The following is a 14,825-nucleotide window of genomic DNA, read 5'->3' as shown; positions in this document are numbered from 1 at the left end:
CTTTTAGTGAGGCTGGCAAAAAAATTACTCACCCTGTTGGCGTTGCAGCCTTGCCAGCACATCCTGAGCACTGCTTTTGTTAACTCCACCAATCCCCGCTTCCGCCAGTTTTTCGTCGAGATCGCGGCCGTCTGCCACTTTCTCCAGTTGTGCAGCGGCATCCAGCCGTGCCTGACGTTCGGCCTGACGCGCTTGCAGGCGTTTTAAGGATTCAGCCGCTGTAGAGACGCTGGAAGATGCTCCAACGGTAGAGGTCGTTACTGCCTGTTGCGCACGCTGCATGGCTTCAGTGGCCTTAACGACTTCCATCTGTTGCTCAAATTGAGCAATACGCTGTGCCGTTGCCGTTACCGCTTTTTCCACACCATCACGGGAGACTTCAAGATTCGACAACACTTGCTCTTCAGCGGTAATGAGATTCTCAAGGCGCGCGATTTCTTCAGCGACTTCGTTAATCAACGACGGGTTGACGTTCTTACTTAATGCTTCCAGCGCACGGGCTTCCAGAGTGGCTTTACGCTCACGTAAATCTTTCAGTTTATCGTTACTTAATTTCACTCGCGCCAGCAGATCGACGCGTGATTTTCCGGCTTTATCCAGTTCAGCTTTGGCGTCGCGAATATGTTGTTCCAGCATCCGCACACCCTGGTTTTCTTCAATGGATTCTTCCGCCTGTGAAATAAAAGACTTACCTAATGTAAATAAACTTTTTAAAATCCCCATAAATACCTGTCTTCGTGATTAATATGAATATTCTTCAGTAATTTCAGCTAAATCCAATGCATTATCTACCAGCGTGGTTATCTCCAGCAGGAGATCATCAAGGGAAGAGTTAAGCGATAATGCACCAAAAACAATGTAATACTCTTCCTGCTCCACACTGGAGATCCCTACCGATGACAGTGGCATAATCTTCTGATTTCTTAATAAGAAGGTATTAAATTCATCTGGATTACTGATACAACTTACCGGGCAAATAAATGTTTCGATAATCATCTGGCGGGAAGTAAAAAGAATATTGATTTGCAAATCGCCATAATCATTCATTTTAATAATTAATGCGTTTTCATTATTTGTTATATCAATATTTTGTTCAGGTACAGTTTGCAGCGCCGTCGCCAGCGCCAACGGATTCCATGTCATATATTATTCCATAGTGATTAAGTTAAAATATTAATAATATGAATATTTGTAGCACGTAATTATCTTACCAGCTCCAGGTAAAAAAAAACCATCCAAATATGGATGGTTTTTCATAATTCAGAGGAATTAGCTACGCTGGCGTACTGCTTCAAATAAACAAATGCCGGTCGCTACCGAAACGTTCAGGGAAGAAACGCTTCCTGCCATCGGGATGCTGATCAACTCATCGCAATGTTCACGGGTCAGGCGACGCATGCCTTCACCTTCCGCGCCCATCACCAGTGCCAGACGCCCGGTCATTTTGCTCTGATAGAGAGTATGATCCGCTTCACCCGCCGTACCGACGATCCAGATATTCTCTTCCTGCAACATACGCATGGTGCGCGCCAGGTTAGTCACCCGAATCAGAGGAACGCTTTCTGCCGCGCCACAGGCCACTTTTTTCGCCGTTGCATTGAGTTGAGCGGAACGATCTTTCGGTACAATCACCGCATGAACGCCAGCGGCGTCTGCGCTACGCAGGCACGCACCGAGGTTGTGTGGATCGGTAACGCCGTCGAGGATCAGCAGGAACGGTTGTTCGAGCGAAGCGATCAGATCCGGCAGATCGCTTTCCTGATACTGACGTCCAGGCTTCACGCGGGCGATAATGCCCTGATGCACGGCACCGTCGCTTTTCTCGTCGAGATATTGACGATTTGCCAACTGGATAACCACGCCATGAGATTCGAGGGCGTGAATCAGCGGTAACAGACGTTTATCTTCACGGCCTTTTAAAATAAAGACTTCCTGAAAACGTTCAGGGGCGCGCTCCAGCAGGGCCTGCACTGCGTGGATGCCGTAAATCATTTCGCTCATTAATGTACTCGTTGTTAACGTTTTGCCTGATACGCTACGCTTATCAGGCCTACATGATTCTGCAATATATTGAATTTGCGTGATTATGTAGGCCTGATAAGGCGTTCACGCCGCATCCGGCATGAACAAAGCGCACTTTGTCAGCAATCTGACCCTCTTCTTTTTGAAGAGGGTTTTGATCACTCAGCTACTTTTTTCTTCGCTGCACGCTTCGCTTTGGTCGCTGCAGCTATTTTCTGCGTTTTAGCCGATGGCTTTTTCGCTTTTCTCGCGTCTTTTTTCGCCGCTTTCGGCTTCGCTTTTTTCTCACCACGGAAAGCACTGTCTGGCTCAAAGTTTACCTTTTTGCCCACCTGACGACGCTTACCGGCTTTTTTACCTGCATCACCTTTTTTCGCTTTCTCGCGCGCCGTTTTACCGACGTTGCGTGGCGCGCGTTCGCTGGAGATCAGGCTAAAGTCGATCTTGCGCTCGTCCATATTAACCGCTTCGACGCGAACTTCCACGCGGTCGCCCAGGCGATAAGTCTGGCCGCTGGATTCCCCCATCAGACGTTGACCAACCTGATCAAAGCGATAGTAGTCGTTATCCAGCGAAGAAACGTGGACCAGGCCATCAATAAACAGATCATCCAGGCGAACAAAGAAACCGAATCCAGTGACGCTGGAAATTACGCCTTTAAAGACGTTGCCCACCTGGTCGAGCATAAAGTCACACTTCAGCCAGTCTGCCACATCACGCGTTGCTTCATCGGCACGACGTTCCGCCATCGAACAGTGCTGACCCAGTTGCAGCATCTCTTCCATTGAATAATGGTAGCCACCGGTTTCAGTCGTGTTCCCCTGATGCCCCTGCTCTTTCGCCAACAGATACTTAATGGCACGATGCAGCGTCAGGTCAGGATAACGACGAATCGGTGAGGTAAAGTGGGCATAAGACTGCAATGCCAGACCAAAGTGACCGCGGTTTTCCGGATCGTAAATCGCCTGTTTCATTGAGCGCAGCAGCATGGTTTGTAGCATTTCTGCGTCAGGACGGTCGGCAACCGACTCCAGCAGTTCTGCGTAGTCGCGCGGTTCTGGCTTGTTACCACCCGGCAATTCCAGCCCCAGTTCCGCCAGCACTGAACGGAAAGAGGTAATCGCTTCGGTGCTCGGCTTGTCGTGAATACGGAACAGTGCCGGTTCTTTGGCTTTCTCAACGAAACGCGCCGCCGAGATATTCGCCAGAATCATACACTCTTCAATTAATTTGTGCGCGTCGTTACGCTGAGTCTGTTCGATACGTTCAATACGACGTTCAGCGTTGAAAATAAACTTCGCTTCTTCACTCTCAAACGAGATCCCACCGCGCTCTTCGCGGGCTTTATCCAGCACTTTATAGAGGTTATGCAGCTCTTCGAGATGCTTAACCAGCGGAGCGTATTGTTCACGCAGTTCCTGATCGCCCTGCAGAATATGCCAAACTTTGGTGTAAGTCAGACGCGCATGAGAGCTCATCACCGCTTCGTAGAATTTATAGCCGGTCAGGCGACCTTTCGACGAAATGGTCATCTCGCACACCATACACAGGCGGTCTACCTGCGGATTGAGCGAGCACAGGCCGTTAGAGAGTACTTCCGGCAGCATCGGGATAACCTGCGACGGGAAGTAGACCGACGTACCGCGGTTACGTGCTTCTCTGTCCAGCGGTGTTGGTGGACGCACATAGTAACTGACGTCGGCAATTGCGACCCATAAACGCCAGCCACCGCCGCGTTTCTTCTCGCAGTAAACCGCATCGTCAAAGTCACGGGCGTCTTCGCCATCAATGGTGACCAACGGTAAATCACGCAGATCGACACGGCCTGCTTTTGCCTCTTCCGGCACTTCTTCTTTCAGCCCGGCAACCTGTTGCTCAACAGCCTGCGGCCAGATGTACGGAATTTCATGGGTGCGCAGGGCGATATCAACCGCCATGCCGGTGCCCATATTGTCGCCAAGTACTTCGACGATTTTACCCACCGCTTTGGTACGACGTGTCGGGCGTTGAGTCAGTTCGACAACAACGACAAAGCCCATGCGTGCGCCCATGATCTGATCAGGTGGGATTAAGATATCGAAGCTCAAACGGCTGTCGTCAGGAACCACAAAGCCGACGCCCGCTTCGGTAAAGTAACGACCCACAATCTGGCTCGTTTTTGGCACCAGTACGCGGACAATACGCGCTTCACGGCGGCCTTTACGGTCAGCACCAAGCGGTTGCGCCAGAACCTGATCGCCATGAATGCAGGTTTTCATCTGCTCGCTGGAAAGATACAAATCATCTTTACGCCCTTCAACCCGCAGAAAGCCGTAGCCATCACGGTGGCCAATAACAGTACCTTTCACCAGATCGAGACGTTCCGGCAGCGCATAGCACTGACGGCGAGTGAAGACCAGTTGACCGTCGCGCTCCATCGCGCGCAGGCGACGACGCAGGCCTTCAAGCTGCTCTTCGCCTTCAATGTGCAGCTCTACCGCCAGCTCATCACGGCTGGCCGGTTTTTCACGTTTGGTTAAATGTTCGAGGATAAATTCCCGACTAGGGATGGGATTCGCGTATTTTTCAGCTTCGCGTTCCTGGAAAGGATCTTGTGACATCTCGGTTCCTCCGTTGTCATCTCTGATGAAGATTTTCGTCACTCCACCAGCAATAATTTATAAAGCGGTTGATTCTCTTCAACCAAATCGGCAAGCGTGTAGTTATCCAGTTCCGTAAGAAAACTTTGCACGGCCTTTGAAAGTGCCTGTTTCAACCGACAGGCAGGTGTGATGTGGCAAAACTCACTGCTGCAATTCACCAACGATAAGGGTTCCAGCTCGCGCACCACATCACCAATACGTATAGCACTCGCCGGTTTACCCAGGCGAATGCCGCCATTTTTTCCACGAACAGCAGTCACGTAGCCGGCACGACTAAGTTGATTGATTATTTTGACCATATGATTACGGGAAACGCCGTAGACGTCAGTCACTTCAGAAATGCTGGTCATCCGCCCTTCTGGCAATGATGCCATGTAGATCAGCGCGCGTAATCCGTAATCAGTGAAACTCGTTAACTGCACATCAACCTCAAAAAAGGGAAAGCGGGAAAAAATACATTTACATTGATGATAAACCAGCCACAAGCTGTGTCGCTAATTTATTTCAGTTTGGGGAAGGAAAAAAGCGAGGATTTAACACTGTGTCGGATAGCGTAATGGCTTACCCGACACAGTAATGTATCACACTGCTAGCCCGACAGGCAAAAGATCTGCCGGGCGTACCAGAATTACGCGTCGAACGGGTCGCGCAGAATCATGGTTTCAGTACGATCCGGACCAGTAGAGATGATATCGATCGGCACACCGGTCAGCTCTTCAATACGCTTGATGTAGTTCAGCGCTGCCTGCGGCAGACCGCTACGATCTTTCACGCCAAAGGTGGATTCAGACCAACCCGGCATGGTTTCGTAAATCGGCTCAACGCCTTTCCAGTCATCTGCTGCCAGCGGAGTGGTGGTCACTTCGCGACCATCCGGCATACGGTAGGCCACGCAGAGTTTCACCTCTTTCAGGCCGTCCAGAACGTCCAGTTTGGTCAGGCAGAAGCCAGACAGAGAGTTCAACTGTACCGCACGACGAACAGCAACGGTGTCCAACCAGCCGGTACGACGGCGACGACCCGTTGTCGCGCCAAATTCGTTACCCTGCTTGCAGAGGAACTCGCCAGTTTCATCAAACAGCTCGGTCGGGAACGGACCTGCACCTACACGAGTGGAGTAAGCTTTGAGGATACCCAGAACGTAATCAACATAACGCGGCCCCAGGCCGGAACCGGTCGCCACGCCACCCGCAGTGGTGTTGGAAGAAGTTACGTACGGATAAGTACCGTGGTCGATATCCAGCAGCGTACCCTGCGCACCTTCGAACATGACGAAATCGCCACGTTGACGCGCCTGGTCGAGCAAGTCAGAAACGTCAACCACCATAGAAGTCAGGATGTCAGCAACCGCCATCACATCATCCAGAACTTTCTGGTAATCAACCGCTTCAACTTTGTAGTAGTTAACCAACTGGAAGTTGTGATATTCCATCACTTCTTTCAGTTTTTCAGCGAAGGTTTCTTTGTCGAAAAGGTCGCCAACACGCAAACCGCGACGTGCTACTTTATCTTCGTAGGCCGGCCCGATACCACGACCCGTGGTGCCGATCGCTTTCGCACCACGCGCTTTCTCACGTGCGTTATCCAGTGCCACGTGATAATCAAGGATCAGCGGACATGCTTCAGACAACAGCAGACGCTCACGAACGGGGATGCCACGGTCTTCCAGTTCTTTCATCTCTTTCATCAGCGCAGCCGGAGACAGCACAACACCGTTACCGATGATGCTGGTTACATTCTCGCGAAGAATACCTGATGGAATAAGATGGAGAACGGTTTTTTCACCGTTGATTACGAGAGTATGGCCTGCGTTGTGACCGCCCTGGTAGCGTACAACATATTTAGCCCGTTCAGTCAGAAGATCGACGATCTTACCTTTACCTTCGTCACCCCATTGGGTGCCCAGTACGACGACGTTGTTACCCATTTTTCAAAATCACCGTTTGCTTAAAAATGGATTCTACCATCGCTTTTTCAGAGTTACAGCACTTTTTGCATCCAAAAATGACCTTAGTCAGTCTATTTTTTGCTCAGCCAATCGTTTTCCTCAACATGTAGTAGACCACAACGCCCGCAACCACAAGTCCACCGCCAAAACGGCGTAAAATATTATCGGGTAAATTGGTCATCGCGGAGATCATCTTCTTCCACGCCTGTGGGTAAAGCATCGGCCCTAAACCTTCCAGCACCAAAACCAGAGCAAGCGCCAGCCAGATTGTCGAATTCATTCATTGTCCTTATAGAAAAAGAAAACCACCGGCATCCCTGAGGATGCGGTGGCTTTATTTACCTGTACCGCGGTCGTTATCTTAACGCGTCGCGGAGCTCGGCGTCTTCATGTAGCGGAAGAAATCGCTGTCCGGGCTCATGACCATCACGTCCTGATTACCGGAGAAGCTATTCTCGTAGGCACGCAGGCTACGGATGAACGCGTAGAAGTCTGGGTCCTTGCTGAATGCATCAGCAAACAGTTTAGCCGCTTCGGCATCACCTTCACCGCGCATGATACGACCCTGACGCTCTGCTTCTGCCAGCGTTCTGGTCACTTCATAGTCGGCAGTCGCGCGCAGTTTTTCCGCTTCTTCCTGACCTTGTGAACGGTGACGACGCGCTACCGCTTCACGCTCGGCGCGCATACGGTTGTAAATCGCTTCAGACACTTCGGCCGGCAGGTTGATCTGCTTGATACGCACATCGACAACTTCAATACCCAGCGCAGCCATACTGTTCGGGTTGATGACCGGAACCTTGCCCTTAGTCTCTGCCGTTACACGTTCAGCGGCTTCTGCGATAGCGTTATCTGCCGCAGGCGTAGACACTTCATCTTCCGTCCCCGCAGAACCAGAGTTCAGCGCGTCACGCACTTCAAGGGTCAGACGACCACGAGAATCAGTGACGATGTCTTTCACATCCAGACGACCAATTTCAGAACGCAGACGGTCAGAGAACTTACGTTTCAGCAGCACTTCTGCTTGCGAAATATCGCCGCCGCCCGTTGCCAGGTAGTAACGGCTGAAATCGCTGATGCGCCATTTGATGTAAGAGTCGACGATCAGGTCTTTCTTCTCTTTGGTCACAAAGCGGTCTGCCTGGTTGTCCATGGTCTGAATACGCGCGTCGAGCATTTTCACCGTTTCAATGAACGGTATCTTGAAATGCAGACCCGGTTCATAAACCAGAGGTTTGTTGTCATCGTCACGCAGTACCTTACCAAAACGCAGCGTAATACCGCGCTCACCTTCTTTGACGACAAAGACAGACATGTAAAGCACTACCAGCACGATGATGATAATCGCGATAACTGACTTACGCATCGTTATTCCCCCTGACGCTGGTAGTCGTTACGCTGCGCGTTGGCGCGGCGTTGGTCCATAATATCGCCCTGACTGGTGGACGACGTGTTGCTTGCTCCACTGGTTGTGGAGGAAGAGGCTGGCGGCAGACGCAGCAGGTTGCTGGCACCGTTGTCGCTCTTCGCCGCAGGCGCGTTGCCGCCTTTCAGCATCTGGTCTAACGGCAGAACCATCAGGTTGCCACCTTTATCGTTAACCAGCACTTTGCGGGTGTTACCCAACACTTTTTCCATCGTCTCGATATACAGACGCTCGCGAGTAATTTCCGGAGCGGCTTTATATTCCGGCAGAAGTTTAGCAAAGCGCGCCACTTCACCCTGGGCTTCCAGGATAGTCTGAGCCTTGTACGCACGCGCCTCTTCGAGGATACGTTGCGCCTGACCGTTCGCACGCGGCTGAACTTCGTTGGTATACGCCTCTGCTTCACGAATGTATTGCTGTTCGTTTTCACGCGCAGCAATCGCATCGTCAAACGCGGCTTTTACTTCTTCCGGTGGACGAGCGGCCTGGAAGTTGACGTCCAGCAGCGTGATACCCATGTCATACGGACGAATCGTCTCTTCCAGTTCGCGCTGGGTATCGCTACGAATCACAGTACGACCTTCCGTCAGAATGCGGTCCATGGTGTATTTACCGATAACTCCACGCAGGGCGCTGTCGGTAGCCTGACGCAGACTGTCATCCGGGCTGGTCACGCTATACAGGTATTTTTCCGGATTGGTTACGCGGTACTGCACGTTCATCTCAACGCGCACCACGTTTTCGTCCGACGTCAGCATCACACCGGAAGCAGCCAGTTCACGCACGGCTTCTACGTTCACCGGTTTGACTTCGTCGATAAACGTCGGTTTCCAGTTCAGACCCGGCTCAACCAGATGGCTGAATTTACCAAAGCGTGTTACCACGCCACGTTCGGCTTCTTTAATGGTGTAGAAACCACTGGCCGCCCAGATAATGACAATCGCTGCCGCTGCGATGGTAACGACACGACCGCCAAGCTGCGGGCGCGGACCTTGCGATGAACTACCACCGCCAGATCCAGTGCCTTTGCCGCCGCCCAGTCCACCGAGCTTTTTGCTCAGTTTGCGGAAGATATCATCTAAATCAGGTGGCCCTTGATCATAACCGCCTTTGTTTCCATTTCCCTCAGAGTTGCCGCCAGGTTTGCTGCTTCCCCACGGGTCGCGGTCTTGTCCGTTATTACCGGGCTGATTCCACGCCATGTTTGTGCTCCATATTTGTTATGCGGTGATCCCTGTTGTCTTTCGACGCCAGAGGATATGACTCCACGCTTCAGACGCTTTGCCGGTTAGATCAGGTAATCGATCAACGCCGGTTCTTGTTTACAGAGGCGACGCCAGTCAATGATCGGCATACGAACTTGCAGACTTACGCTGCCGTCCTCCTCCATCCACTCTTTTTCTATTGCCTGAAGCTGATAAAAACGGCTTCTCAGACGCCCTTCCTGCGGCGGCAAACGCAATGTATGCTGCGCCACCTCACCGGAAAGCCGCTCCGTCAAAGCCTGAAAAAGCTGTGGTATCCCCGCTCCGGTCTGCGCGGAAAGCCAGACACGAATCGGTTTGTTCTCTTCATCTCGATCAATACGCGGTTCGAAATCGTCCAGCATATCGATCTTGTTCATCACCAGCAGGGTTGGGATCTCGTGAGCATCGATCTCTTCAAGAACCGTATTCACCGCTTCGATGTTCTCCTGTACGCGCACATCTGCCGCATCAATGACGTGCAGCAGCAATGTGGCTTGCCGCGTCTCTTGCAACGTGGCTTTAAACGCCGCCACCAGATCGTGCGGCAAGTGGCGAATGAACCCTACGGTATCCGCCAGTACGGTTTCACCGACATCCGCGACGTCAATACGCCGCAACGTAGGGTCGAGGGTGGCAAACAACTGGTCTGCCGCATAAACCCGTGCTTCGGTGATGCGATTGAAAAGGGTAGATTTACCGGCGTTGGTATATCCCACCAGCGAAACTGTAGGAACGTCGGCTTTGATGCGCGATTGCCGCCCCTGCTCACGCTGCTTTTCAACTTTTTCCAGGCGCGACTGTATCTGCACAATGCGATTACGCAACAAACGACGGTCGGTTTCGAGCTGGGTTTCGCCCGGCCCACGCAAACCGATCCCGCCTTTCTGTCTTTCAAGGTGGGTCCAACCACGCACCAGGCGCGTGGCCAGATGGCGCAACTGCGCCAGCTCAACCTGCAACTTACCCTCATGAGTACGTGCACGTTGGGCGAAAATATCTAAAATAAGACCAGTGCGGTCGATAACACGACATTCGCACAAACGCTCCAGGTTACGCTCCTGCGCCGGACTCAGTGCATGGTCAAAAAGAACGACCGAAGCACCCGTCGCTTTTACGGCTTCCGCAATTTCAACGGCTTTACCTTCACCAACAAAATACTTTGGGTGCGGCGCTTTACGGCTACCGGTAATCACCTGCAATGCTTCGACACCGGCGGAAGAGACCAGAGATTCAAACTCCTGGAGGTCTTCCATATCTTTGTCTTGCGTAAAATAGATGTGTACCAGCACCGCCTGCTCACCAGCATCATAACGGTCAAACAAGCGTATAACCCTCTAAATAGATCAGCGGGGAACGCAGGATCGCTGGCTCCCCGTGTAAAAAAACAGCCCAAAACCTTATTCGGTTTCTTCGCTGTCCTGTTGCGCGGAAGTATTCTGCGCGCTGCTACCATGATGGTAGTTACTGCTGGTACTGCCACCGGCGTTGTTACTGTGATGAGAAACCGGGCGAGACGGGACAACAGTAGAAATCGCGTGCTTATAAACCATCTGGCTGACCGTGTTTTTCAACAGGATCACGAACTGATCAAAAGACTCGATTTGTCCTTGCAGCTTAATACCATTCACCAAATAAATAGAAACTGGAACACGTTCCCGACGCAGTGCGTTCAGGAACGGATCTTGTAAAGATTGCCCCTTAGCCATTCTCTCTTTTCCTTATATGCTTATTTGTACTTTGAACCTTTCGATTCTGAAAAAATTGCGCACGATACGTCTCAATTGTACACATTCAGCCTGCGATAGCACCAACAACCTGTAATACTTCGTCACGCGCCTGTTCTGGTTTTTCACTGTCAAGCCAGTGAACCCCTTCCCAACCACGTAGCCAGGTTATTTGCCGCTTCGCCAACTGTCTCGTGGCGCAAACACCTCGATAAACCATTTCATCGTATGAGATTTCGCCTTCAAGGTAAGACCACATCTGGCGATAACCCACGCAACGAATGGAAGGCAAATCCGTATGCAAATCTCCTCGGGCAAAAAGCGCCCGGACTTCTGCTTCAAAACCTGAAGCCAACATCTGATGAAAACGCTGCTCAATTCGTTGATGGAGCAGTTCACGGCTCGCCGGGGCGATGGCGAACTGATGCACCTGATACGGTAGAGCGTCTCCTGACGTTTGCGTCAGTTCCGTTAAAGTTTTACCCGAAATGAAAAAAACTTCCAGTGCCCGGGAAAGCCTTTGTGGATCATTTGGATGAATCCTTGCTGCCGCAACCGGATCGATCTCCTGAAGTTGACGGTGCAATGACTCCCAACCTTGCTCTGCCGCCTGTTGCTCAATTCTGGCCCGTACTTCCGGGTCCGCCGACGGTAGCGGCGACAACCCTTCCAGTAACGCCTTGAAATACAACATTGTACCGCCTACCAACAGCGGGATCCGCCCCGCCGCGGTGATATCGGCCATTTCCGCCAGCGCATCGCGGCGAAAATCAGCAGCCGAATAAGCCTGCGACGGATCGCGAATATCCAGCAATCGGTGCGGCGCGGCGAGTAACTCTTCAGCGTTCGGCTTCGCCGTCCCGATATCCATCCCTTTGTAAATAAGGGCAGAATCAACGCTTATCAACTCTACTGGTAAAATTTTACGCAGCTCAATAGCCAGCGCCGTTTTACCGGAGGCCGTTGGCCCCATCAAAAAAATTGCCTTAGGCAGGCTCGCCTTACTGATATCACTCATCTTTCAGGGCTTTTATCGCCGGATGTAAATCAACAGATTGTAACAGACCACCCGGCGGCGTTTTCACAAGCTGAGGACATAACCGTTCTACGTCCGCCAGTAGGGTAATGGCTTGTGCCATTGACCACTGTGCATGTTCGCTCGTCAGATTTCGTGCAATCCACTGCGCAATATTGCCATGTTCGAATACGGACTGCTTTGCCAGGTAGCCTATCAGTTCAGGAATCAAGATTTGTAAATTTTGTTGGCGTAAGGGTAAAGGCACGGCCCTGATGGTCACATGCTGCGCATCGGACTGATATTCAATGCCTAACTCTGCCAGTGCAGACTGCGCTTTTTCTAATGCCGATTTTTCTTCGCCAGAGACTTTTAGCCGCAACGGAATAAGCAACGGCTGGGCGCAAACTGGCGATTCACCCGGCGTCAGTTGCACCTGACGCAACCAGCGTTCCGCTACCGGCAGGGCTAAAAGTGAAATTTTGCCGTCGCGTTCCAGCAGCGCACAGTCAGAATGGACGATAGTCAGCACCCGACCAAAGCTTTGACCATTCGCTGCCAGCGTAAGTTCCTGCGGTTCTGACGCTTTTGGTTTGTGCATTGGCGCAGGCGTTTGCAAAAGCTGGCGATACACTTCGCCTTGCTGTTTCTGGTAGCCTGGCTGTGCGTTCGGCCACGGAGCGGCCTGGCGGCTGCCTGTTGCTGGAGCAGGAGAGTAGCGCTGGGCTGCTGGCTCACGAACTGCCGGTTCAGCGAAATGATTACGCCCTGCTGCCACGCGGTTTTCTGGTACAGGACGCGGTGCTGGCTGAGCGTTACCCTCCAACGGCAAAGGCGTTTCCCGTTGCTGTTGCAGCACGCTTAACACGCCCTGATAGATAAAATCATGCACCAGGCGCGACTGATGAAAACGCACTTCGTGTTTGGCAGGGTGCACGTTAACATCCACCTGATGCGGGTCGATCTCAAGATACAACACAAACGCCGGTTGTTGGTCGGCCCCCAGTTTATCTTCGCAGGCCTGGCGAATCGCGTGATTGATCAGGCGATCGCGCATCATGCGCCCATTCACGTAGCAATACTGAATTTCTGCCAGCGCGGGCGTGGTATGAGTCGGATCTACGACCCAGCCGTGCAGCGTGAGGTCACCGTGCTGCCATTCAATCGCCAGCGCATGTTCGAGAAAAGCGGTGCCACAAATCGCCCCTAAACGGCGCTCTTTTTGCCCGCCTTCCGGCACCGCGCGGTACTGGCGCATGATTTTGCCGTTATGTGACAGGTTGATGGTCACATCGAAACGCGCCAGTGCAATACGCCGGATAATCTCATCAATATGGTTAAATTCCGTTTTCTCGGTGCGCATGAATTTGCGCCGCGCCGGGGTGTTGTAGAACAGATCCAACACTTCCAGCGTCGTTCCCACCGGATGGGCAGCAGGTTTAACCGTCACATCCATATCACGCCCTTCGGCATAAGCCTGCCAGGCTTCCTGCTGTTCCGCGGTGCGCGAAGTGAGTGTCAGGCGGGAAACCGAACTGATACTCGCCAATGCCTCACCGCGAAAGCCCAGGCTGATAATGGCTTCGAGATCGTCCAGAGAGGCGATTTTACTGGTGGCATGACGCGCCAGCGCCAGCGCCAGTTCATCTTTTTTGATACCGCAGCCGTTATCACGAATGCGGATAAGTTTCGCCCCACCACGTTCGATATCAATATCAATGCGCGTCGCCCCCGCATCGAGGCTGTTTTCCACCAGTTCTTTGACTACCGACGCAGGTCGCTCGACCACCTCACCTGCGGCAATCTGGTTCGCCAGTTGTGGCGGTAAGACCTGAATTGGCATCAATAATCCTTAGTTTGGCAGCGTGCGATCTGACGTCGTGGCAGTACTGGCTGTCTGCGCAGTTGCGCCCTGCGGCGCAGACTGCATCGGATGCGCAAGGAAATAATTGCGCAGGCCGTTGTAAATGGCTTCTGCCAACTGCTGTTGATAATCGTCGCTCGCCAGCAAACGCTCTTCGCTGTTATTGCTGATAAAACCGGTTTCGACCAGTACTGACGGGATATCCGGCGAACGCAGAACGCCAAGGCTGGCGTGTTCTGGTCGACGTTTATGAATTTCGCCAATGCGTTGTAACTGGCTGATCATACTGGTCGCCACATCATACCCTACCCGCTGGGAATGACCGAACTGTAAATCCAGCACAGCCTGGCTTAAGTACGGATCCGACTGACTGTTTGCCAGCACATCACCAGCACCGCCCAGCAACTCTGACTGTTTCTCGTGCTGTTCCAGCCAGCTTGCCATTTCACTGTTTGCGCGACGGTTCGAGAGCACCCATACAGAGGCGCCGGTGGCACTGCGGTTCGGTGCGGCATCGGCGTGAATCGACACGAGGAAATTGGCGTTTTGCTTACGTGCGACGTCACTACGCCCCATCACCGAAATAAAGTAATCCCCGTCACGGGTTAAAACCCCCTTAAACATCGGATCGGCATTGAGCAAAGTACGCAATTTACGCGCGATGGCGATGGTGACATTTTTCTCCCGCGTACCGCCAGGGCCGATAGCGCCAGGGTCCTGACCGCCGTGCCCGGCATCAATGGCGATGACAATTTTATCGCCAGTGTTAGCCGTCGCGCGCGCTGCCGGACGCGTTACCGTATTGCTGCTGATGACACCTGTTGTGCGGTTGCTTTCAGTTTTAAACGGATTGCGCGCAGGTTCACTTACGCGCGGTGCGACAACCGTAGGTGTTTCAACGCGTTTAGCAACCACAGGTGGTGGAGGGGGTGGTGGC

14 protein-coding genes are annotated in these 14,825 nt (G+C 52.3%); all 14 read right to left on the bottom strand.

The features are described from left to right. Positions 1–24 precede the first annotated feature (24 nt). A complete protein-coding gene (locus tag C7B16_RS15935; RefSeq protein WP_000511941.1) occupies positions 25–723 on the bottom strand; it encodes a PspA/IM30 family protein in 699 nt (232 codons plus the stop codon). Between the two features lie 18 nt (positions 724–741). Next, complete coding sequence (locus C7B16_RS15930; RefSeq protein WP_000220117.1) at positions 742–1,143, bottom strand: DUF2170 family protein; 402 nt, start codon at positions 1,141–1,143, stop codon at positions 742–744. Positions 1,144–1,269: 126 nt separating this feature from the next. Beyond that, positions 1,270–2,001 (bottom strand): 23S rRNA (guanosine(2251)-2'-O)-methyltransferase RlmB, encoded by a 732-nt coding sequence (gene rlmB / locus C7B16_RS15925; protein ID WP_001293269.1) that lies wholly within the window; start codon positions 1,999–2,001, stop codon positions 1,270–1,272. A gap of 179 nt (positions 2,002–2,180) precedes the next feature. Next, positions 2,181–4,622, bottom strand: coding sequence for a ribonuclease R (rnr, locus tag C7B16_RS15920; protein WP_001517624.1), 2,442 nt, complete (start codon positions 4,620–4,622; stop codon positions 2,181–2,183). Between the two features lie 38 nt (positions 4,623–4,660). Continuing rightward, entirely contained in the window at positions 4,661–5,086 is a 426-nt protein-coding gene (gene nsrR / locus C7B16_RS15915) for a nitric oxide-sensing transcriptional repressor NsrR (RefSeq protein WP_001177639.1), read from the bottom strand. 206 nt (positions 5,087–5,292) lie between these two features. After that, on the bottom strand, positions 5,293–6,591 hold the full coding sequence (gene purA / locus C7B16_RS15910; protein WP_000527967.1) for an adenylosuccinate synthase: 1,299 nt from the start codon (positions 6,589–6,591) through the stop codon (positions 5,293–5,295). A 103-nt stretch (positions 6,592–6,694) separates the two neighbouring features. Beyond that, positions 6,695–6,892 carry a DUF2065 domain-containing protein gene (locus C7B16_RS15905; RefSeq protein WP_001089300.1) on the bottom strand — a complete coding sequence of 66 codons (198 nt, stop codon included), beginning with the start codon at positions 6,890–6,892 and terminating at the stop codon, positions 6,695–6,697. An 81-nt stretch (positions 6,893–6,973) separates the two neighbouring features. After that, a complete protein-coding gene (hflC, locus tag C7B16_RS15900; RefSeq protein WP_107179891.1) occupies positions 6,974–7,978 on the bottom strand; it encodes a protease modulator HflC in 1,005 nt (334 codons plus the stop codon). A gap of 2 nt (positions 7,979–7,980) precedes the next feature. Next, positions 7,981–9,240: an FtsH protease activity modulator HflK gene (gene hflK, locus C7B16_RS15895; protein ID WP_107179890.1), complete on the bottom strand. Its 1,260-nt coding sequence runs from the start codon at positions 9,238–9,240 to the stop codon at positions 7,981–7,983. 86 nt (positions 9,241–9,326) lie between these two features. Continuing rightward, positions 9,327–10,607 carry a ribosome rescue GTPase HflX gene (gene hflX, locus C7B16_RS15890; protein ID WP_000460354.1) on the bottom strand — a complete coding sequence of 427 codons (1,281 nt, stop codon included), beginning with the start codon at positions 10,605–10,607 and terminating at the stop codon, positions 9,327–9,329. Positions 10,608–10,682: 75 nt separating this feature from the next. Further along, positions 10,683–10,991, bottom strand: coding sequence for an RNA chaperone Hfq (gene hfq / locus C7B16_RS15885; protein WP_001051887.1), 309 nt, complete (start codon positions 10,989–10,991; stop codon positions 10,683–10,685). 85 nt (positions 10,992–11,076) lie between these two features. Next, positions 11,077–12,027 carry a tRNA (adenosine(37)-N6)-dimethylallyltransferase MiaA gene (gene miaA / locus C7B16_RS15880; RefSeq protein WP_001280339.1) on the bottom strand — a complete coding sequence of 317 codons (951 nt, stop codon included), beginning with the start codon at positions 12,025–12,027 and terminating at the stop codon, positions 11,077–11,079. Next, complete coding sequence (gene mutL / locus C7B16_RS15875; RefSeq protein WP_107179889.1) at positions 12,020–13,867, bottom strand: DNA mismatch repair endonuclease MutL; 1,848 nt, start codon at positions 13,865–13,867, stop codon at positions 12,020–12,022. Before mutL ends, miaA begins: the two co-directional genes overlap by 8 nt. 9 nt (positions 13,868–13,876) lie before the next feature. Then, the coding region (amiB, locus tag C7B16_RS15870; RefSeq protein WP_098729139.1) for an N-acetylmuramoyl-L-alanine amidase AmiB at positions 13,877–14,825 on the bottom strand (949 nt) is incomplete at its 5' end.

This window comes from Escherichia sp. 20412-1 (genome assembly GCF_003027595.1).
Classification (GTDB): domain Bacteria; phylum Pseudomonadota; class Gammaproteobacteria; order Enterobacterales; family Enterobacteriaceae; genus Escherichia; species Escherichia marmotae.
The sequence above is the reverse complement of the archived record's forward strand: the minus strand, read 5'-3'. Positions and strand labels throughout refer to the sequence as shown.

Excerpts from the sequence above, each read along its gene's own strand:
- rlmB (WP_001293269.1), bottom strand. The coding sequence starts at position 2,001 with ATGAGCGAAATGATTTACGGCATCCACGCAGTGCAGGCCCTGCTGGAG.
- mutL (WP_107179889.1), bottom strand. The coding sequence starts at position 13,867 with ATGCCAATTCAGGTCTTACCGCCACAACTGGCGAACCAGATTGCCGCA.
- C7B16_RS15930 (WP_000220117.1), bottom strand. The coding sequence starts at position 1,143 with ATGACATGGAATCCGTTGGCGCTGGCGACGGCGCTGCAAACTGTACCT.
- miaA (WP_001280339.1), bottom strand. The coding sequence starts at position 12,027 with ATGAGTGATATCAGTAAGGCGAGCCTGCCTAAGGCAATTTTTTTGATG.
- hflK (WP_107179890.1), bottom strand. The coding sequence starts at position 9,240 with ATGGCGTGGAATCAGCCCGGTAATAACGGACAAGACCGCGACCCGTGG.
- rnr (WP_001517624.1), bottom strand. The coding sequence starts at position 4,622 with ATGTCACAAGATCCTTTCCAGGAACGCGAAGCTGAAAAATACGCGAAT.
- C7B16_RS15935 (WP_000511941.1), bottom strand. The coding sequence starts at position 723 with ATGGGGATTTTAAAAAGTTTATTTACATTAGGTAAGTCTTTTATTTCA.
- C7B16_RS15905 (WP_001089300.1), bottom strand. The coding sequence starts at position 6,892 with ATGAATTCGACAATCTGGCTGGCGCTTGCTCTGGTTTTGGTGCTGGAA.
- hflC (WP_107179891.1), bottom strand. The coding sequence starts at position 7,978 with ATGCGTAAGTCAGTTATCGCGATTATCATCATCGTGCTGGTAGTGCTT.
- hfq (WP_001051887.1), bottom strand. The coding sequence starts at position 10,991 with ATGGCTAAGGGGCAATCTTTACAAGATCCGTTCCTGAACGCACTGCGT.
- purA (WP_000527967.1), bottom strand. The coding sequence starts at position 6,591 with ATGGGTAACAACGTCGTCGTACTGGGCACCCAATGGGGTGACGAAGGT.